Here is a 20,761-nt window from a genome sequence, read left to right as displayed (position 1 = left end):
CAGCGTATTGTGAGCAAATAATGGTGAGATGTTATCGCATTTCGTCAGGTGCGTCCGCTCCTAAAAGCGTCAGTCCAGACCTCAGAACATTCGCGACAGCATTCACCAGCCCAAGTCTGGCAATGCTCAATTCTCGGTTTTTATCGTTAATAAAACGTAATTCCTGATGGTCTTTACCCTTGTTCCAGTGTCCATGGAAGGAACTGGCGAGATCATAGAGGTAAAAAGCAAGCCGGTGCGGCTCATGCGAAAGGGCCGCGGATTCGATCAGGCGCGGATATTCCGCGAGTTTTGCAACCAGCTGCAACTCATTGATATCGCTGATCAAATATACAGATGCCGCCATCTCCTCAGCCGAAGGAGAAAGCCCCGGAAACGCTTCCTGCGCCTGCCGGAAGATCGACATTGAGCGGGCATGCGCATATTGCACGTAAAAGACCGGATTATCCTTCGATTGTTCGGTCACTTTTGCAAAATCGAAGTCCAGCGGCTCGGAATTCTTCCGATAAAGCATCATGAATCGCACCGGATCGCGACCCACTTCGTCGACAACGTCGCGCAGGGTCACGAAGTCGCCGGAGCGCTTCGACATCTTCACCGGCTCACCATCGCGGAACAGCTTGACGAGCTGGCACAGAAGAACCGTCAGCTTCGACTTGCCCTCGGAGACGGCGCGCGCGACGGCTTCAAGACGCTTGACGTAACCGCCATGGTCGGCGCCGAGCACATAGATCATCTCGGAAAAACCACGGTCGAACTTGTTCTTGAAATAGGCGACGTCGGCGGCGAAATAGGTGTAGGAACCGTCCGACTTCATCAGCGCGCGGTCCATATCGTCGCCCACTTCGGTGGAGCGGAACAGCGTCTGTTCGCGGTCTTCCCAGTCATCAGGCAATTCGCCCTTCGGCGGCGGCAGCGTGCCCTTGTAGACATGGCCCTTGAAGGTGAGGTCGTTGATGGCCGACAGGATCGGCCCGCCATTGCCCTCATGCAGCGTGCGCTCCGAAAAGAACACGTCGTGCCGGACGTTGAGAAGCGCCAAATCCTCGCGGATCATCGCCATCATCGCGTCGATCGCCTTGTCCTTGACGATAGGCATCCACTTTTCTTCAGGCATGGCGCGCAGCTTGATGCCATATTCATCGGCCAGCGCCTGGCCGACGGGAACGAGGTAGTCACCGGGATAGAGACCGGACGGGATGGTGCCGATATCTTCGCCGAGCGCCTCGCGATACCGCAGGAACACCGAACGGGCCAGCACATCGATCTGCGAGCCGGCATCGTTGATGTAATATTCTTTGGTGACGCCGTAACCAGCAAATGCGAGCAGGTTCGCCAACGTGTCGCCGACCACGGCGCCACGGCAATGGCCGACATGCATCGGGCCGGTCGGGTTGGCCGAGACATATTCGACGTTGATCTTCTGGCCCGCACCGATGGTGGAGCGGCCGAAATCGATACCCTGGTTGATCATATCTGCCAGCAGACGCTGCCAGTAACCAACCGACACTTTGAGATTGATAAAGCCGGGACCCGCGACATTGACGCTATCGACATCGCCATCCGCCTGAAGCGCCGGCACGATGAGTTCGGCCAGGGCGCGCGGATTGGTGCCGAGCGGTTTCGCCAGCACCATGGCGGCATTGGTTGCGACATCGCCGTGGCTGAGATCACGCGGGGATTCGACGGTAATTCGACTGAAATCGACCTTTTCGCGGTTCTCTTTCACGAGGTCGAGGGTCTCGAGCGCGTTTTTGATCCTGGTATCGAAATCGGCAAAAATGTTCATCGTTCCAACCTGCGCGAAGGGCTTCTGTTCATGTCCGGTATTTTAGCCGGTCGGCTTCGCGATCGCCCGCTGCCCTATCTCAAATCGGGGGTGTGGTCAAACAGCCGCTGGTGGGCGCGCAGTGCATAACTATCGGTCATGCCGGCCAGATAGTCGCCCACATGCCGGGCTTTTGCGGCCACGCTCATGCCGGAAATGCTGTCTACCCAGTAGTGGCTCTGCATTTCCGCCGGCGTTTCCATATATCGGTGGAAAAGATCGGTGACGATCTGCGTCGCGCCGGCGCGGATGCGCATGATGTCCGGGTGCCGGTAGATATGGGCAAACAGCAGCTTCTTGATCTGCCGGTCGGTCTCGGCCATCTCGGGTGAGAACGTCGCGACGGTAAAATCGGCGGCCCTGATGTCGGCAGCCCGCTGCGGCTTCAGCCGGGCAAGATTTTGCTGCGCCACGCCGATCACATCCTCAACCATGTGAGTGATCTGGCGGCGCATGATCTCGTTGGCGAAACGTTCCTTGTCGAGCACGGGATATTTCGCCCGCACCTGCGCCATGAGGCCGCTGAGGAATGGTACCTCCTCCAGCATCTCGAAGGTGAGATAACCGGCGCGCAGACCGTCATCGATATCGTGGGTATTGTAAGCGATGTCATCGGCAATCGCCGCCACCTGCGCCTCAAGGCTGGCATAGCTGCCGATCTCGAGATCCTGCAACTCGCAATATTCGAGGATGGGCAGCGGAACCGGCCCCTTGATCCCCTCACCCTTCGCGTTCACCAGCGGGCCATTATGCTTGACGAGACCTTCCAGCGTTTCCCAGGTCAGGTTGATGCCGTCATATTCGGCGTAGCGGCGCTCCAGCTTGGTGACGATACGCAGCGACTGTGCATTGTGGTCAAACCCGCCATAGGGCAGCAGCACCGCATCGAGCGCGTCTTCGCCGGTATGGCCGAAAGGCGTGTGGCCGAAATCATGCACCAGCGCCACGCCTTCGGCCAGATCCTCGTCCAGCTTCAGTGCGCGGGCCAGAGCGCGGGCGATCTGCGCCACCTCAATGGTGTGGGTAAGCCGCGTGCGGTAATGGTCTCCGTCGGGGCTGATGAAGACCTGCGTCTTGTGCTTCAGGCGACGAAAGGCTGTCGTGTGGACGATGCGGTCCCGGTCACGCTGGAATTCGGAACGCGTCAGGCTTCCTTCTTCCGGAAACAGACGCCCGCGCGTCGTCCATGGATCCGAGGCGAAAACCGCCCTCTCCCCACTTCCGAAACCCAATGCGCGCTGGTCTATGATCATGCATCCACCTGTTGACTTCTTAAGGCCGAGACTTCCTTTTGGTCTCCGCCATTGACCTTTTCATTCACCCTTCATACCTATCGCAGAGGTCAGCGCAAAGCATCATCGCCGCGCAGACGCCCTCACACAGGCTATAGACCGTTAATTTGACCGGTTTATAATAGTGACAACGAGATTATTGCTCTCCGGTTCTTGACCCCGGCAGGAGGAACGACATGGAAAACAGCGACATTACCCTTTCGGAAGCAGCGGCAAAGCGAATCGCCCAGATCGTCGCCGCCGACGCCGGCAAACAGGCGCTGCGCGTCTCCGTCGAAGGCGGCGGCTGCTCTGGCTTCTCCTACAAGTTCGATCTGGCCGAAGACCCCGCCGATGACGACATCGTGATTGCGCGCGGTGATGCCAAGGTGCTGATCGACAGCCTTTCGGTCGTCTATATGGCGGGCTCTGAAATCGACTTCGTCGATAATCTGCTCGGCCAGTCCTTCCAGATCAAGAACCCCAATGCCGTGGCTAGCTGCGGTTGCGGCACCAGCTTCTCGATCTGACGATTCTATCCACCACATCCTCGCCTTCACCTTCCAAAAACGGTGGCAATCGCTTTTGCATCGGGTAAAAGTACCCTCACAAAAGGGAAACTCCGATGAAGATTGCCACCTGGAACATCAACGGCGTCAAGGCGCGCATCGAAAACCTCTGCCAGTGGCTGAAGGATTCTTCGCCTGATATCGTCTGCCTTCAGGAGATCAAGTCGGTCGATGAGGGGTTTCCGCGGCTGGAGATTGAGGCGCTTGGTTATCACGTCGAGACCCACGGCCAGAAGGGCTTCAACGGCGTTGCCCTGCTCTCCAAGGTGAAGCCCGATGAGGTCAATCGTGGCCTGCCGGGTGATGATGCCGACGAGCAGGCGCGTTTCATCGAAGGCGTGTTTTCCGTCGACGGTGGCGCCATCCGCGTCTGCTCGCTTTACCTGCCGAACGGCAATCCGCCTGACGATCCGGTCAAATATCCCTACAAGCTCGCCTGGATGGAGCGGCTGCGGCGCTTTGCCGAAGATCGCCTCGCGTTCGAGGAGCCGCTGATCCTCGCGGGGGACTACAACGTCATTCCGGAACCGTTCGATTGTCACGACCCCCGCGTGTGGGAAGGTGACGCGCTGTTTCTGCCGAAGACCCGCGCAGCCTTCCGCAAGCTGGAGAACCTTGGCTTTACCGATGCCGCACGTGCGACGACGGATGAAGCAGGACTATATTCCTTCTGGGATTATCAGGCCGGCGCATGGCCGAAAAATAACGGCATCCGCATCGACCATCTGATGCTGTCAGCCGAAGCAGCCGACAGGCTGGAATCGGTCAGCATCGAAAAACATGTGCGTGCGTGGGAAAAACCATCCGACCACGTGCCGGTCTGCGGTTACTTCGATTTCAGCCCCGCTGGCTGACAGGCCATCTTTACCGAGCTCTGGCGCGGCAATTTTCAATCCGGATCGTCAATCCGCATGGTCTGCGCCATTGCGATTGCCGCGCGGCGATCGTTCTCACCCGCCAGCGAAAAGGCCTGCTCCTGCAGGTTCTGAATCCAGGTGCAGTCCGCCGCCGTGCATTTATCCAGCGCCGCCGTCATGAAGGCGAGGCCCTGCGTCGTCTGGCCTTCCTGGAAGATCAGGTTGCCGAAAATCGACATGGCGCCGGCATGGCCGTGTTTGCGGGCCTGGTTGAGCCATTTCTTTGCCTGCTGCACATCCGCGCGGCCACCCTCGCCGGCAAGAATCATCTCTGCCAGACGGAACTGGGCCTCAGCCACACCGAAGGTGGAAGCAACCTGGAAATAAAGCTGTCGGGCCTGTGAAAGGTCCATTTTGACGGGGCTTCCGGGAATGCCGTGGCGGTAATAATCAGCGAGAGACAGCAGCGCATTGACGAAAAAGCCCGTATCCTCCGATCCCGGTTCGACACCCTGATTGGCGATTTCGCTGTAGATCTTGAAAGCTTCGAAGTCGTTCTTGGCGACGCCATCGCCATAGGCATACATGTTGGCAAGCGCCCAGCGCGAGCCTGTATGGCCCTTTTCGGCCGCGTAGCGATAGGCCTCGACAGCTTCACCCTTGTTGCCGTTCTTGTAGGCCTTGAAGCCGAACTTGAACAGGTCGAAGGGGCCGGATTCCTTGGTCACGCCCGCATTGATGTCAAAAGCCGCGGCAGGCATTGCGAGCGACGCAAGCAACATGCCCATGAGGAGCGGCTTTAAAACGTTGGCTTCACATTTCAGCATTTCAGCGAACTTCTCTCACTCTTCCCGGCATATAGCCAATACTTGCGGAATACTGCAAAGCCGAACCCCGCCGGGTCGCGATTTTTCGAACACACTGCGTCTTTCCGGCAGCACTTTCCAGCGCACCACCGGTGGTCTCCTGCGGCAATTGCCCAAATTTTCCAGTTAGACAGATATAGGCATAATTTCCGGCAACATAACGGCGTTCCGCCATCCACCGGTCAGCGCCAAACAAGAAATCCGGATGAAATTCCCGTATTACTTGCTTAAACCCTGAATCCAAACCTGTTTTCACTTTCTGCAACCCCGCGGGCCCACATCAAACGCCTGCATGTTCTTCCGATCCCGCTGCCCTAAACATAAGCCAAGCACCCTGTTTGTGGCGGGAAATGGACAGATATGCTCACATTCCAACGCGACCCCACGCTTGCAGAAAAGTGTTGCCAAATCGTCACAAAACTTTCGGGCCAGAAAATTTTATCGAGAAGGAATCATAGTCGGACATGAAAAAAGGCCCGGTTGGTAAACCGGACCTTTATTTTAGCATTAGCGAAAGGCTCAGATCAGAACTTGACCTTCACACCCGTCGAGATGGCTGCCACGAGGTCGTTGCCGAAATCGTAGCCTGCCTCGTTGCCGCAGGTGAAACCAGCGCCGCAGGGTCCGCCATTGATGGAGGAGCTGCCCGAGGTCAGGAGGCCGAGAGCGCCGGCAATCTTGAACTCGATGTTCTTGTTGGGCGAATAGACAATCTGCGTGCCGAGCGTCCACGTATCTGTCTGCGTCCCGATGACCGTGGACGTACCGCGATCCCAGGTCAGGCTGACGGCTCCGCTCCACTGTTCGTTGAACTTGTGACCAACGCCGCCGGAGATCGTCCAGCCGTCGCGATAGAACAGGTCAAGCGTGTTCAGGGTGTCTGCGCCACTTGGGACGCAGGGAGATGTGCCGACCGCGCAGAAAGGAATGACCTGAATCTGGCTCCAGTCAGTCCACTTCACGGAACCGAAAGCAAGCCAGTCTGGCGCTATGCCGGATTGAACTTTTAGTTCGATGCTGTCTGGCATGGAAACAGAGCCATAGATCGGCACGAGCTTGCCGCCGTATTTTGCAAGCGTCGGAGATATGGACGGCGGTGTCTGTGGGATCCCTCTAACATCGGCGAAGCCGGTCAAATCGTGATCGACAGCGCTGTTATAAACAAGGCTGGCGCGGAACGCGATCTCGGGAATCTCGTAGGCCATGCCGGCGCGCCAGCCCCAGCCGTCACCTTCCATCTCAAGTTTGCCGACGCCGCTGAAGCTGGACCAGGCCGGATTGAGGCCCAGAACGGCCGGCCCCAGAACCTGACGATACTTATAGCCGCTCAATTCCTGATAGAAGCCGCCGCCGATAATCGAGAAGTCACCCTTGCCAAGATCGAACTTCACCCGGCAGGTGGTCGCGTAATTGTGCGACTTGACCTTGGTTTCGATATTGTAGCTCGATCCCTGCCAGATACCGGGATTGAGATGCGCGCCCCAGGGCTGCGAATAGTCGAACATGCAGTCGCCGAAATCGCCGATCGATGCCTTGGCCCCGATGCGGGTCGACCAGAAGTTTTCGGAATCATCTGCCGTCCTGGACCAGGATGCAGGCAAGGGGCCACTTTTCAGCGGATTGTCCCGCGCATTCTCTACCTTGCGCTGCGGTGCGACGAAGGTCGCGGAGCTGTCGAGAACGTAATCGGACGGATCGAACAACAGATCGATATTATAACCGCCGCGCTCGAGACCGCCGGCCAGTGAAGGCGTTACCGCCGCGATGCTGACTGCGAAACATACCGCGCCGCGAAAAATTGCAGTTTTTGCCATCTCTCTCCCCAATCAAGGCAATGTGATCATCAAAAGAGTGAAGCGCTTCGCGGAAAATGACAATCTGCCGCACACTGGCACAGTTCTGCGACACTTCTCCATTTTTTACGTAAGAATTTCATGTCCATCCCCTTGCATAATCATTTTAGGTTATTTTTCTAATTAAACGGAAGCGACACGACACAAAATGAAACAATTTCCCACGCGTGACGGGAATTGTCGCCAAATAACCACACACGCGCGTTTCCCGAAGAAAGCCGCTTATCACGCCGTTTTTGTTGGCTTTTTTGACTGATCGGGAGATTTTCGAGCGCGAGATGGCGAGAAATGATCGCCCTCCGGCGAGCAACATGATTCGTCGTTGCAACGCAGCAATCGATAGACGGCGACCCTGTCGCTCCATAGCAAAAACGCCCCGTTTTTAGCGGGGCGTTTTTGTTCATGCAAAGCCGCAAGCCGCATGTCACCCCGCTTCGCTTACCCGCGTGAGCGCCGTTCTCAGGCTTGCGAGCTGAATTTCCAGCTCAGCCTTGCGCTCGCGTTCGGCGGCAACGACTTCCGGATCGGCATTGGCCACGAATTTCTCGTTCGACAACTTCTTGTCGATGCGTTCCATTTCCGCGTCCACCTTGCCGATCGCCTTCTCGAGACGAGCCTTTTCGGCCGCAAGATCGACCAGATTGCCAAGCGGCAGGCAGATGGTCGCCTCACCGACGATGATCTGGGCCGACCCCTTCGGCGCGAGATCGGCGGCACGGATTTCATCGGCCCGCGCCAGACGCCGGATAGCGGCGGCGTGGCGATCGAGCCGTGCTTCCGTGGAGGTATTGGCGCCAACGACCACCAGCGAGGCAGTGGCACCCGGCGGCACGTTCATCTCGGCGCGCGTCGAACGAATGCCGGAGACGAGATCGATCAGCCAGTTGATTTCCGCAGCCGCGGCGTCGTCGCGGAACTCCGGCTCCGGCCAGTCGGTAAGGCAAAGCAGATCATCGCGCTCCTTGCCCTCACCGGCCGTATGCGCCCAAAGCTCTTCCGTCATGAACGGCATGAAAGGATGCAGCAGCTTGTAGATCTCATCCAGAACATAAGCCGCGCAGGCCTGCGATTCCGACTTGGCCTTTTCATCGTCGCCGCCGAAGACCGGCTTCAGCAGTTCCAGATACCAGTCGCAGAACTGGTTCCAGACGAAACGGTAGAGAATGCCTGACGCATCGTTGAAGCGGAAGTTCTCAAGTGCCGCCGTCACATCGCGGGCCGTGTTGGCAAGCTCGGTCAGGATCCAGCGGTTGATCGTCAGCGAGGCGGTTTCCGGCAGGAAATGCGGGTCACGCTTCACGCCATTCATCTCGGCAAAGCGCGTCGCATTCCAGAGCTTCGTGCCGAAATTGCGGTAACCCGCAATACGTGCCGGATCGAGTTTCACGTCGCGACCCTGCGCCGCCATGATGGCAAGCGTGAAACGCAGCGCATCGGCACCATATTCATCGATCAGTTCCAGCGGGTCGATGACGTTGCCCTTGGATTTCGACATCTTCTGGCCGTTCTTGTCGCGAACCAGCGCATGAATATAGACCGTGCTGAACGGCTCAACCGGGTTACCGGCGTCGTCCTTCATGAAATGCAGGCCCATTTGCATCATCCGCACCACCCAGAAGGGGATGATGTCGAAGCCCGTGACAAGCACGTTTGTCGGATAATAGCGCGCCAGTTCCGGCGTCTGTTCCGGCCATCCGAGCGTCGAAAACGGCCAGAGCGCAGAAGAGAACCAGGTGTCGAGCACATCTTCGTCGCGCGTCAGGATTTCGCCCGGAGCAAAGTTCTCAAGCTTTTCCTCGACCCAGGCCTTCCACGGGCCTTCATGGGCGATGTAATGCTGGATGGCCGCCTGCAGCGCCTCTTCCTCGGTCTTCTCGACGAACACCTGCCCGTCCGGGCCGTACCATGCCGGAATCTGGTGTCCCCACCACAATTGCCGCGAGATGCACCAGGGCTGGATGTTCTCCATCCATTGGAAATAGGTGTTTTCCCAGTTCTTCGGCACGAAATTGGTGCGGCCTTCGCGAACCGAGGCAATCGCCGGCTGCGCCAGCGTCTTGTTGTCGACCCACCACTGGTCCGTCAGGCGCGGCTCGATCGGCACGCCGCCGCGGTCGCCATGCGGCACCACATGCTTGTGCGGCTCGATCCTGTCGAGCAGGCCGGCTTCCTCAAAAATTTCGACGATGATCTTGCGGGCGGCAAATCGGTCCTGACCTTCCAGACGGTCCCATGCGCCATGCAGCGCCGCCGGATGGTCGAGGCCTTCGAGGAAATCCTCGTTCTCCTTGATGGAGATGGTACCGTCGATATTCATGACATTGATGGCGCGCAGACCACAGCGCTTGCCGACTTCGAAGTCGTTGAAATCATGCGCGGGCGTGATCTTGACCGCACCCGTACCGGCGGTCGGGTCGGCGTAATCATCGGCGACGATGGGAATCCTGCGACCGACGATGGGCAGGATGACGTGTTTGCCGACGATGCCCTTGTACCGCTCGTCTTCCGGGTTCACGGCAATACCGGTATCGCCAAGCATGGTTTCCGGACGCGTCGTGGCGACAACGATATAATCGCGGGTCTCGAACTCGGTGGGCTTGCCCTCCTCGTCGAATGCGGTCGGGTACTGATAGGTAACGCCCTTTTCGAGCGGATAGCGCAGGTGCCAGAGATTACCCTTGACCTCGATCTGCTCGACTTCCATGTCGGAAATCGCAGTCAGCAGCTTGGGATCCCAGTTGACGAGGCGCTTGTCCTTGTAGATCAGGCCCTGCTTGTAGAGCGTGACGAAAACTTCGAGAACAGCCTCGGAGAGACCTTCATCCATGGTGAAGCGTTCGCGCGACCAGTCGCAGGACGCGCCGAGACGTTTCAGCTGGTTGAAGATCAGGCCGCCGGATTCGGCCTTCCATTCCCACACCTTCTCCACGAAGGCCTCGCGGCCCATGTCGCGACGGCCTGGAAGCTGCTGCTCCATCAGCTTGCGCTCGACGACCATCTGCGTGGCGATGCCGGCATGGTCCATGCCCGGCTGCCACAGCACATCCTTGCCGCGCATGCGCTCGAAGCGGACCAGAATATCCTGCAGCGTGTTGTTGAGCGCATGGCCCATGTGCAGGGATCCCGTCACATTCGGCGGCGGGATGACGATGGTGAAGGTTTCCGCGCCCGGCTTGGCGTTGGCGCCGGCACGAAAAGCGTTAGCCTCGTCCCAGGCTTTGGCGATCTTCGGTTCGACGGTGGCGGAATCGTAGGTCTTTTCGAGCATTTCCTGACCTGAATTTTAGAGTTCTTGTGTGGATTTTTTTAAATAAGGATGGACAGTCGAGAGTCAACAGAAACCGACCCTCAGGACGCTCCGTGAGCGACCCGATGGCCGACTATGCCCCGATAACGCTTTCATCTTCAATAAAAAAGCCGCCCCTGTGCCGGGCGGCCCCTGTTTAACGCCAATGCCACGCCTCCCGACGCGGGCGGGAGGCACCCGGCCCTGCGGCCAGCGTAAAATCAGCGGCGCGAGCCGCGCGCCACGCGCTCGATTTCTTCGCGCACGAGACGTTCAACCAGGGTTGGCAGATTGTCTTCCAGCCATTCCTGCAGCATCGGACGCAGCATCTCGGCCGCCATGTCCTCGATCGAACGACGTTCGACGCCGTCGAAAACCTCGGCCAGCTCACTGAAGGAACGCGCGATCTGCGCGCCCGCGGCGGCCGAGATGAGGTTGAGCGACAGGTCAGAGCCGGCCTGTGCTTTGTCTTCCGGCTGCGGCGCAACCAGATCGAGTGACGGCGCCTCGGCAATGGGTTCCTGCACGTCGATGTCGAAAACTTCCTCGGCGACGGCGGTTTCAATCGCACCGCGCAGCGCCATATGATCAAAATGGTTTTCCGGTACAGGCGCACTTTCAATGGCAGCGGCAGCGGCCCGGTCCTCGGAAGCGGCGGGCGCCTGCTGTTCAGCAGCAGTTGCCGCAGCCGCCACCATCAGCGGCCGTACATCCGTCGGACGCTGTGCCGCGGGCCGTTCGGTCTGCGGCACGGCGGGAGAAGAGGAAGCTGGAGAAGCCTGCATCGCCGCGCGCTGGCCCTGCGAGGCGAAGGCCTGCGGCCCCATGGCGGCGTTGCGGTCTGCGGCAGCGCGAACCCGCGCGGCGACATCGGCGAGCGACATCGTCTTTTCGACGGGGATTTCCTGGGGCTCGGCCAGGGACTTTTCATAAGCCGGTGAAAAATCCTGTGCAGGCCGCGCGCCAAAGGCCTGGTTTGCCGGCGGAGGGACGCGGGCCGGCGGGCTGGCTGGCTCCGTCATGTAAGTCGCGTCGCCTGCCGCCTCGTCCTCATCGTCATAAACCGGCGGTAACTGGCCGGAAAATGCGCCGGCGGGCCCTGGCTCGTTGCTTTCGATGATCCGGCGTATCGACGCCAGTATCTCTTCCATGGACGGTTCACGCGCTACGCTTGGCTGAGCCATATCAATCCCCGGTTTCCACTCTCTAGCACCCGGCCTCGCATCCCTTCGGATGCCAGGGGCACTTCGCACCTGTTCAATCTGCACATCACGGCAGCGGCCGCCGAAAACAACCGCCGCGCCGACAGTCTGCAACAGGCCTGAGAAAGACGCTCCGCATCTTCGCAACCCGCTGCAGGGGTCATGCGGGGCAGAAATACGCACACCCCGAATCACCTTAGTTTAGGGTAGCATAGCCACGAACTAAATCACTGATTCGACAAGTTTCAAGATGATACACAGCTTTGTGGGCGCGATGTTCTCGAAGACGCACACGGGATGAATTTCCAATCCTCACAAAAACGCCGGGGTGGAAATTCCACCCCGGCGTCAGGAACAGAATGATGGTACGGTGATCAGAAAACGAATTCGGCTGCCTTGGCGAAACCCGGCAGCGGCTTGACCGAAGCATTGAAGAAGGTCGCGGCCGACGTGCTGGCGCCATCGCGGCGATAAACGGTGGCCTTTGCGGCATTGCCGTATCCGACAACGACGACGAGACGCCCGCCGTCGCGCAACTGTTCGGTAAGTGCCGCCGGCACTTCCTCGACAGCGCCGTTCACGAAAATCAGATCGTAAGGCGCTTCGCTCGCATAACCCTTTTCGAGATCGCCGGTGACGACAGCGACATTGTCATAGCCAAGCGAAGCGAGCGTTTCGGTCGCCTGTGCGGCCAGCGCTTCATCGCATTCGAGCGAAACGACGGAGCCGGCAAGCTGGGACAGGATGGCGGCCGCATAACCGGAACCACCGCCGACTTCCAGGACCACGTCCTCCCTCGAAACGGCCGCGAGCTGCAGCAGCTTCGCGAGCGGCGAGGCCTTCATGACATAACGGGCCGGGCGGCCATCCCGGGCAGGACAGATCTGCAAATCCTCATCCACATAGGCAATCTGCCGTGCACCCGTCGGCACGAATGCCTCGCGCGGCACACTCAAAAACGCCTTCAGCACCGAATGCGAAGTCACGTCGGTCGTACGCAGCTGGCTGTCGACCATATTGGCGCGCGCGGTTTCGAAATCCATCATGTCGTTATCGCCTCAATTTCACGGATGCCGGTCGGGAAGTCCCGGCTCCAAAAGCTCAAAACGGCGCGGGCCTCCCCTCGCCTTTGAGTAATCTCATAATTGGCCAAGAGCGCGCTTTCAAGCGCGGTAAGACGGATGTGGGGTAAAAAGCAGAATGGCAGTGGCTTTCTTCACGGAACAAACGGCGAGACGTCGCCAATCGTGACGCGGAACAGGAAAAATCATCGTACCGTGGGAGAATTTTGGAGGCCTCGCCCGGAATTGAACCGGGGTACAAGGATTTGCAGTCCTCTGCGTCACCACTCCGCCACGAGGCCTCACACGCTCATCAATGGAGCGATGGCGGGCATTTAGAACGAATCCATTTGGGGCGCAAGAGGGATCGTTCCGAATGTCGTGTTTTTTCAGCCGGGTACGTGGAGTCCAACCGCCCACCTTGTCTAAGCCACTAAGATGACATGGCTTTTGGCGTCATATCGTTGCTCCGGACGAAAAATTGCCCGCAGCCGAAGCGTTTTCGACTGCGGGCAACCTGTGCATTTTCAGGAACGGTCGATCAAATCCGTCCCATCAGAACCAGGATCAGCACGATGACCAGCACCAGTCCGAGACCGCCCGAAGGGCCGTAACCGTAATTATGATAACCCCAGCTTGGCAGCGCGCCGATGAGGAACAGAATGAGCAGGATGACAAGGATGGTGCCGAGCATGTTTAACCCTCCACTATTGGCATGTGTCCGACTGCTTCAATGACGCAGCGCGTGAAAAGTTCCCTCTTCCGGCCTCTCCAGCAGGCTGAAAGAATGACGGCAGACGTGCCGTTTCAACAGGTTACACCGCTTTTGCCCATACATGATGGTCCGGCCGGAAGGGGCGTGCCGCCCCCCGCGCCTGGCGGATCAATGTCCCGGACAGTGAAGATGAGGAACTGTGCATAGTCTCGCGCGTCGCATCCATCGCGTGTCCTGGATCGCTGCAATTTATTCGAGGTAATTTCTCGCTCTATGTCTATTTTCGGTTGTCCGCCATAGTGAAGACAGTCCCCCGTACCCTGAAACCGGCGGGAGACGGAGAGATCCGGCTTCGCTGGCAGTGCGCCGGATCTCTCCCGCCCCCTCCCTCGCTCCGTCCCACTCCTGCCGCAGGCAGGTCGGCACACGTACATGTGACCGACGACCATGTGTGCTACCCCTTGCCTCGTCTCAGCCTCTCCGGATAGACCCCCGTAACGGGAGGGAGAAACGAGAATCATATGTCCGGTTTTGCGAACCTCATCCCGCTTTTCATCTTTGGCTTCCTCGTCTATTTTTTCTTTCGCTGGGTCGCGCGCGACATTCAGAACCCAAAGCGCAAGTAGTCGGAAGGAATAATACTGCCGCATCCGCCGCTTCCGGGAACCTCCGCGCCTCCATATCGTTTTTGCAGATGGACCTCGGAGGACAGGATGAAAACGCTCGCATCATCGGCCGCAATAGCCCTTTCGCTCGCGCTTGCGGGATGCACGACCGCCGGTCCGGCACCCTATGTGGAGCCCATTCCCGGGAGCATCATCTATAAAGGCCAGCCGCGCACAAAGCTGACGAAGTCACCGATCGGTAGCACCTTCACCCATGAGTTCCGCATAGACAGCAGCACAAGGGCGGTGGAAACCTATCGCATCGCGCCGGATCGCTCACTGGAACTCATTGACCGGCGCATCCTTCGCGAATGGCTGTTCGGACGCGACGACTGACCGCACCGGTCGGCTCCGAAACGGATTGCGCATCCCGCCTGCTTCGTTTAGAGCCGGGCGCGAAACCAACATGGATGAGCGATGAACACGCGCTGGCAGAAACCCGTCCTGATCGCCTTCGAAACGCCGGGTGATTATACGAGCATCGAAACAACCCAGGCCGCCTCCTGGGCCCTGATCGAGGACTGGCCGGTGGAGGATGGCGAGGCGCTAGACAAGGCGCTGCTGGTCTGCGCCGCCGTGGATGCCGGCAGGAAAAAGCCTGAAGACGCGCGCAAGGCCTTCATCGCCGCCGCGATCGAAGCGGGGCTCGACATCAAGGCGTAACGGCCCCGTCACGCGTCGCGACGGAGGCGCCAGGGGCGCTAACGTCAAGTTCATGGTTCGATCGATCGATACAGAGGAAAGCGTCCGGATATATGAAAAAAGCCCTGTTCATCTTTCTTCTCTCCTGCCTGGCGATCGGCCTTCTCGGCCACCTCGTCGTGGCGTTCGTCGTCACCGGCTGACACGCCGTAAATCAGGCGTTAAGAATCCCTAAATTTCATTCTGCTGTTATGGAACCGCGTTAAACTTTTTCCGTTCTCTTTTCGATCGAACAAGGAGGATTGAAATGCGTGACGGACTGAACGGTTTTCTTGAGATTTCGATGATCGGCTTCGTGGTTGCAAGCTGCCTCTTCATGGTGAACCTGCCGATCTGATCGGGGAACGAGCTTCGCAGGAGAGCATTGCGGTAAAGCTGGTGATGATGCCACCGGCACAGAAAATGCGGCCTTTTGGGCCGCATTTCTTTTTCATAGGACTTTCAGGATCAGGCAGAAAGCTTGGCGGCGATTTTCGCCACATGCGCGCCCTGGAAGCGCGCACCTTCAAGTTCGACTTCGGAGGGCTGGCGGGAGCCGTCGCCGTCGGTAATGGTGGAGGCGCCGTAAGGGGAGCCACCCTTGATTTCATCGACACCCATCTGGCCCTGGAAGGCATAGGGCAGACCTACGACGGCCATGCCGTGGTGCAGGAAGGTCGGCAGGAAACCGAGAATAGTCGATTCCTGGCCGCCATGCTGGGTGGCGGAAGAGGTGAAGGCGGAACCTACCTTGCCGACGAGCTTGCCGCCGAACCACAGGCCGCCCGTCTGGTCCCAGAAATTGCGCATCTGCGAAGCGACCGTGCCGAAGCGGGTGCCGGCGCCGACGATGATGGCATCGTATTCGGCCAGTTCGTCCACGGTGGCGATCGGCGCCGCTTGGTCGAGCTTGAAATGCGAAGACTTGGCGACCGCTTCCGGCACCAGTTCCGGAACGCGCTTGACGACGACGTCTGCGCCCGCCGATTTTGCACCCTCGGCAACAGCATAGGCCATCGTTTCGATATGACCGTAGGAAGAGTAATAGAGCACCAGAACTTTCGTCATTTTCTTTGTTTCCTTTGGGTTTATCGTTTCCGGCGTCCCGGCCAGAAGCCTTTTCAAAAACGTGATGATGATTATCGGCGACCCGTTACAAGCATGTGATGAAAATCTAGCTCACAGGCTCCTTCCACGCCAGCGGCCTATCGGCATACGCACTGTTCACCATAAGTGAACGGAAAAGCGAAACGTCAACTATTTGCCGAAATACATTTTTTCAAAACCGCTTTGCAATCATCGGGCACGGGGCTAACGTCTGATAAAACAGATGACGAGTACACCCATGTCCAATCCCTCTTCCGCTCAATCCGTCGTGACCGCCGCCATGCTCGCCATTGGCGACGAGTTGCTTTCGGGCCGTACCAAGGACAAGAATATCGGCCACCTCGCGGACGTGCTGACCATGTCCGGCATCGACCTCAAGGAAGTGCGTATCGTTGCCGATGAGGAGGACGCGATCGTCGAAGCGCTGAATGCGCTACGCAGCCGCTATGATTATGTCTTCACCTCGGGCGGCATAGGCCCGACCCATGACGACATCACCGCGGATGCGGTGTCCGTGGCGTTTGGCCTTCCCTGCGAGCACGATGCCGAAGCCTTGCGGATACTTGGCGACATGTATCGTGCCCGTGAGATGGAATTCACCGATGCGCGCAAGCGCATGGCGCGCATGCCGAAAGGTGCTGCCCACATCGCCAACCCCGTTTCCGTCGCCCCCGGCTTCATCATCGGCAATGTCTATGTCATGGCCGGCGTGCCGCAGGTGTTCCAGGCGATGCTCGACAACGTCATGCCGACGCTCCGCACCGGCGCCAAGGTGATGTCGCAGGCCGTACGCTCACCGTATGGCGAAGGCGATATCGGCACGCCGCTGACGGCCATCCAGAAAGCCCATCCCGAAACCAGCATCGGTTCCTATCCGAAATATGACGGGCAACGCTTTTCGACGGAAATCGTGGTGCGCGCCCGGGATGCAGGCGTGCTGAAGGCCGCGGCGGATGCGGTCGCGGCCATGATCGAAGCGATCGGACAGGAGAAAAGACTGGCGGCAGGCAAGGGCGACGCAACGGCTTGAGCGAGAAAGGGCCTTTGACGAACGGACTTTGACCAAAATCAAGGTGGCGGCCTGCAAAGGCGGCCACTCTCCCCACAGAAATTAGATGTCACCGAGGAGAGATAAATGGGTTACAAAACGATATTGGCAGTGGTCGACAATGTTTCGAACACACAGAAGCTCGGCGAATTCGTGGTGAGCCTTGCAGACCAGTTTTCCTCGCATGTCATCGGCCTGCACATGGAAACGCTGGCCGCCGTTCCCCTCGTCGCGCCGATGGAAATTCCCGATCCCGCCACCGTGCAGGCCCTGCAGGATGTGGCACACAAGGAAACCACCGATGTCGGCACGCTTTTCGAGCGCACGCTATCGGCCAACGGCATCTCGCATGAATGGCGAAGCTTCGTTACCTCGGTGGGTTACGCCTCCGCCTCTGCCATCGACAGCGCCCGTTGCGCCGATCTCGTCGTCGCCCGCCAGAGCAGTTCCTCGGCTTTGTCGGACAGCCGCACCGATATTGACAGCTTTCTCTATGAAAGCGGCCGTCCCGTTCTCCTCGTCCCGCATGTGCTCACCGTCGCCAAACCGATCAAACGCGTCCTGATCGCCTGGAATGGCTCTCGCGAGGCGACGCGCGCCACTTTCGACGCCCTGCCCTTTCTGAAAGCCGCCGACAGCGTCGAGATATTCTCCGTCGACCAGGCAGAAAGCGAAACGCAGTCCTCCGGGTTTGCCGGTACGGAACTGGCCGCCACGCTCGCCCGCCACGGCGTGAACGTGACGGTGACCTCACAGGAAAAGATTGCCGGCCTTTCGCCGCAGGCGGCCATCGAAAATCGCCTTTCCGATAACAGCATCGACCTTCTGGTCATGGGCGCTTACGGCCATTCCCGCTGGTGGGAACTGCTGTTCGGCGGCGTTACCCGCACACTGCTCGATTCCATGACGGCGATGACGCTGCTGTCGCGTTGAATATGGATGCGGCGCAAATGGCGCCGCCAGCCCCCCGCGATCTCGCTCGAAAGGAGCGTCCGCCACTGGTTTCTTCTCCCCGCCGGGGAGAAGTCCGCGGCAGCGGGATGAGGGGGCGAGGGTAGAGATAGACCGAGAGCCAGCCCCCTCATCCGACCCTTCGGGCCACCTTCTCCCCCTAAGGGAGAAGAAACAAGCGGCATTCTCTCAGCCAAAATCACGCCGGATAAGCGCAAAGCTTGCCTTTTTGCCGGTCTTGCGGCTATTAGCCAAAGCCATCGACAATTTTGACCAGATGGTAGACGACATGTCCCTTCCCGATAAAGCCTTTCCCGTTTCCTGGGACCAGTTTCACCGCGACGCCCGTGCGCTTGCCTGGCGTCTTGCCGGTCTCGACAAAGAGTTCCGGGCAATCGTCTGCATCACCCGCGGCGGCCTCGTTCCGGCGGCGATCATTTCCCGCGAACTGAACATCCGCATGATCGATACGGTCTGCATCGCCACCCGCCATGACTACGTCAACCAGGGTGATACGGTCCTGTTGAAAGGCGTAGCCCCCGAGCTGACTGTTGATGCCGGCGAAGGCGTGCTTGTCGTCGACGATCTGACCGATACCGGCAAGACGGCGCTCGAAGTGCGCGAGATGCTGCCGAAGGCGCATTTTGCCTGCGTTTACGCCAAACCGAAGGGGGTGCCGACCATCGATACTTTCGTCACCGAAGTGAGCCAGGACACCTGGATCTATTTCCCCTGGGACATGGGCTTCACCTATCAGGAGCCGATCGCCAAGGGATCGCGCGGCTGAGTGCCCACAGGGACCCATTTCTCATCCGTCATTGCGGCCTTGAGCCGGAATCCAGCCACGGCGCGTCTGCGCCGTGAGTCTCTTGCGATCAAGGACTTGATCGCGCTGGACCCCGGATCTGGTCCGGGGTGACGGAGTGAGGATGCACCAACCGCGCAAGACTTCCCCCAGCAATATGCACTCTTTCGCCGTCCCACCCGGGGGCGGCTTTTTTGTGTGAAAAGGCCTTTTTGCCGACAGCGGAAAACACGGAAAAACCGCAGTGTCGCCATTATGCCTCACCCCGGAAATGCGGGGTTTTGCCTTTCCGTTGCGGAAACCAGCCTCGCGCAAGCTTCAAATTTTTCCGCCAAGTCACTGATTTTTCTGAGAGCTTTTCCTATCCCCGTTTTCCACAGGCACTCCACACAATATCTTGTGGTTAAAAATGGGTTTCAATCTATGGCTTGACGAATCTGTGCCGCGAGAGGAAAGTGACAAATATGTTGCGGCGGCAACGAACCGGAAAGTAACGAGGCCGGTTCTTCTCCATCTTTAGCGCGCATGTCCAAACGGCGTCCCGGCCATGAGGGGGCGGTTCGCCGATGGCTTTTCTGCGCCTTCGGAACCGCCAAAAACATTACGCGGGGACTGGCAGCAAGAATGTGTTAATACTATATATAGTAGGCTTGCGGCCATCTTAAACACGAGATACAGGGATGACATCCAAGGATGAACATCCCATCAGATCGGCAACAACCGGCTGCGCGAAGGCATCGCACGGCTGGAACGAATTTTTGCGCCCTTCACCGGGCGCCCAATGGACGAGGACAGAAACCATGCGCATTGAACGCCGCTTCACGAAGCCCGGCCAATCGCCTTATGCGGAGATCGACTTCCGCAAGGCCGTCAGTGAAATCAAGAACCCGGATGGATCCATCGTGTTCCGTCTGGCTGACATCGACGTTCCCGCGCAGTTCAGCCAGGTTGCCACCGACGTTCTGGCGCAGAAATATTTCCGCAAGGCCGGCGTGCCGAAGTTCCTGAAGAAGGTTGAGGAAAATGACGTTCCTTCCTTCCTCTGGCGCTCCGTGCCCGATGAAAAGGCTCTGAAGGATGTTCCGGAAGCCGAGCGCTACGGCTCCGAGACCGATGCACGCCAGGTTTTCGATCGCCTGGCAGGCACCTGGGCCTATTGGGGCTGGAAGGGCAAATATTTCTCGTCCGAAGAAGATGCCCTCGCCTTCCGCGACGAGCTTGCTTATATGCTCGCCACCCAGCGTGTTGCCCCCAACTCCCCGCAATGGTTCAACACCGGCCTGCACTGGGCCTATGGCATTGATGGTCCCGGCCAGGGCCACTTTTATGTCGACCCCTTCACCGGCAAGCTGACCAAGTCCAAGTCGGCTTACGAACATCCGCAGCCGCATGCCTGCTTCATCCAGTCCGTTGAGGACGACCTCGTTAATGAAGGCGGCATCATGGATCTGTGGGTGCGTGAAGCGCGCCTGTTCAAATACGGCTCCGGCACCGGCTCCAACTTCTCTTATCTGCGTGGCGAAGGCGAAAAACTCTCCGGCGGCGGCAAATCGTCAGGCCTGATGAGCTTCCTCAAGATCGGTGACCGCGCAGCCGGCGCCATCAAGTCCGGCGGCACGACCCGCCGCGCAGCGAAGATGGTCGTCGTTGATGCCGACCACCCCGATATCGAAGCCTATATCGACTGGAAGGTGAACGAGGAGCAGAAGGTTGCCGCTCTCGTCACCGGTTCCAAGATCGTCGCCAAGCACCTGAAGGCGATCATGAAGGCCTGCGTCAACTGCGAAGCTGACAACGGCGATTGCTTCGACCCGGCCAAGAACCCTGCCCTGAAGCGCGAAATCCGCGCCGCCAAGAAGGACATGGTGCCGGAAAACTACGTCAAGCGCGTCATCCAGTTCGCCGAGCAGGGTTACAAGGACATCCAGTTCAAGACCTATGACACGGACTGGGATTCGGAAGCCTACCTCACTGTGTCGGGCCAGAACTCCAACAA

At 58.7% G+C, this 20,761-nt stretch carries 17 protein-coding genes, 1 tRNA gene and 1 pseudogene; 8 read left to right on the top strand and 11 right to left on the bottom strand.

What is annotated here, in order from left to right:
* Positions 1-31: 31 nt before the first annotated feature.
* Both argS and WA845_RS18165 read right to left on the bottom strand, forming a co-directional pair.
* Positions 32-1,789, bottom strand: a complete 1,758-nt coding sequence (gene argS, locus WA845_RS18170; RefSeq protein WP_112554493.1) for an arginine--tRNA ligase — start codon at positions 1,787-1,789, stop codon at positions 32-34.
* 74 nt (positions 1,790-1,863) lie between these two features.
* Positions 1,864-3,081, bottom strand: a complete 1,218-nt coding sequence (locus tag WA845_RS18165) for a deoxyguanosinetriphosphate triphosphohydrolase (protein WP_004442160.1) — start codon at positions 3,079-3,081, stop codon at positions 1,864-1,866.
* Positions 3,082-3,296: 215 nt separating this feature from the next.
* Here WA845_RS18165 and erpA point away from each other — a divergent pair, with 215 nt between their 5' ends.
* Positions 3,297-3,629, top strand: a complete 333-nt coding sequence (erpA, locus tag WA845_RS18160; RefSeq protein WP_003515615.1) for an iron-sulfur cluster insertion protein ErpA — start codon at positions 3,297-3,299, stop codon at positions 3,627-3,629.
* Between the two features lie 95 nt (positions 3,630-3,724).
* Complete coding sequence (gene xth / locus WA845_RS18155; RefSeq protein ID WP_004442163.1) at positions 3,725-4,522, top strand: exodeoxyribonuclease III; 798 nt, start codon at positions 3,725-3,727, stop codon at positions 4,520-4,522.
* A 35-nt stretch (positions 4,523-4,557) separates the two neighbouring features.
* Here xth and exoR read toward each other — a convergent pair whose 3' ends face one another.
* From exoR to WA845_RS18115, 8 genes are all read right to left on the bottom strand, one after another.
* Positions 4,558-5,352, bottom strand: a complete 795-nt coding sequence (exoR, locus tag WA845_RS18150) for an exopolysaccharide production regulator ExoR (RefSeq protein ID WP_004442165.1) — start codon at positions 5,350-5,352, stop codon at positions 4,558-4,560.
* 1 nt (position 5,353) lies between these two features.
* Positions 5,354-5,647 carry a hypothetical protein gene (locus WA845_RS18145; protein WP_337322530.1) on the bottom strand — a complete coding sequence of 98 codons (294 nt, stop codon included), beginning with the start codon at positions 5,645-5,647 and terminating at the stop codon, positions 5,354-5,356.
* A gap of 268 nt (positions 5,648-5,915) precedes the next feature.
* The gene (locus WA845_RS18140; RefSeq protein ID WP_004442167.1) at positions 5,916-7,205 is read right to left on the bottom strand and encodes an outer membrane protein transport protein; all 1,290 of its coding nucleotides are present in this window, start codon (positions 7,203-7,205) and stop codon (positions 5,916-5,918) included.
* Between the two features lie 463 nt (positions 7,206-7,668).
* Positions 7,669-10,512, bottom strand: coding sequence for a valine--tRNA ligase (locus tag WA845_RS18135; RefSeq protein WP_037094108.1), 2,844 nt, complete (start codon positions 10,510-10,512; stop codon positions 7,669-7,671).
* A gap of 239 nt (positions 10,513-10,751) precedes the next feature.
* Positions 10,752-11,714: a cell division protein PopZ gene (gene popZ / locus WA845_RS18130; protein WP_060942367.1), complete on the bottom strand. Its 963-nt coding sequence runs from the start codon at positions 11,712-11,714 to the stop codon at positions 10,752-10,754.
* A gap of 392 nt (positions 11,715-12,106) precedes the next feature.
* Positions 12,107-12,778: a protein-L-isoaspartate O-methyltransferase family protein gene (locus WA845_RS18125; protein ID WP_022556281.1), complete on the bottom strand. Its 672-nt coding sequence runs from the start codon at positions 12,776-12,778 to the stop codon at positions 12,107-12,109.
* 243 nt (positions 12,779-13,021) lie between these two features.
* A tRNA-Cys gene (locus tag WA845_RS18120) sits at positions 13,022-13,095 on the bottom strand.
* Positions 13,096-13,334: 239 nt separating this feature from the next.
* Positions 13,335-13,487, bottom strand: coding sequence for a DUF3309 family protein (locus tag WA845_RS18115; protein ID WP_004442177.1), 153 nt, complete (start codon positions 13,485-13,487; stop codon positions 13,335-13,337).
* A 734-nt stretch (positions 13,488-14,221) separates the two neighbouring features.
* On the opposite strand from WA845_RS18115, the gene WA845_RS18110 reads away from it, so the two are divergent.
* Complete coding sequence (locus WA845_RS18110) at positions 14,222-14,509, top strand: hypothetical protein (protein WP_004442182.1); 288 nt, start codon at positions 14,222-14,224, stop codon at positions 14,507-14,509.
* Between the two features lie 81 nt (positions 14,510-14,590).
* On the top strand, positions 14,591-14,836 hold the full coding sequence (locus WA845_RS18105; RefSeq protein ID WP_004442183.1) for a DUF982 domain-containing protein: 246 nt from the start codon (positions 14,591-14,593) through the stop codon (positions 14,834-14,836).
* 486 nt (positions 14,837-15,322) lie between these two features.
* Here the strand turns inward: WA845_RS18105 and wrbA are convergent, their stop codons facing one another.
* Positions 15,323-15,922 (bottom strand): NAD(P)H:quinone oxidoreductase type IV, encoded by a 600-nt coding sequence (wrbA, locus tag WA845_RS18100; RefSeq protein WP_004442185.1) that lies wholly within the window; start codon positions 15,920-15,922, stop codon positions 15,323-15,325.
* A gap of 277 nt (positions 15,923-16,199) precedes the next feature.
* Here wrbA and WA845_RS18095 point away from each other — a divergent pair, with 277 nt between their 5' ends.
* The 4 genes and pseudogenes from WA845_RS18095 to WA845_RS18080 form a co-directional block, all read left to right on the top strand.
* The gene (locus tag WA845_RS18095; protein ID WP_006698846.1) at positions 16,200-16,991 is read left to right on the top strand and encodes a competence/damage-inducible protein A; all 792 of its coding nucleotides are present in this window, start codon (positions 16,200-16,202) and stop codon (positions 16,989-16,991) included.
* A 105-nt stretch (positions 16,992-17,096) separates the two neighbouring features.
* Entirely contained in the window at positions 17,097-17,942 is an 846-nt protein-coding gene (locus tag WA845_RS18090) for a universal stress protein (RefSeq protein WP_004442189.1), read from the top strand.
* Between the two features lie 307 nt (positions 17,943-18,249).
* Positions 18,250-18,747, top strand: a complete 498-nt coding sequence (gene gpt, locus WA845_RS18085; RefSeq protein WP_006698845.1) for a xanthine phosphoribosyltransferase — start codon at positions 18,250-18,252, stop codon at positions 18,745-18,747.
* An 818-nt stretch (positions 18,748-19,565) separates the two neighbouring features.
* Positions 19,566-20,761 (top strand): annotated as a pseudogene (locus tag WA845_RS18080) (vitamin B12-dependent ribonucleotide reductase); the annotation flags it as partial.

This window comes from Agrobacterium sp. CMT1 (assembly GCF_037203725.1).
GTDB lineage: Bacteria > Pseudomonadota > Alphaproteobacteria > Rhizobiales > Rhizobiaceae > Agrobacterium > Agrobacterium pusense.
This window is presented reverse-complemented; position numbering and strand designations above follow the sequence as displayed.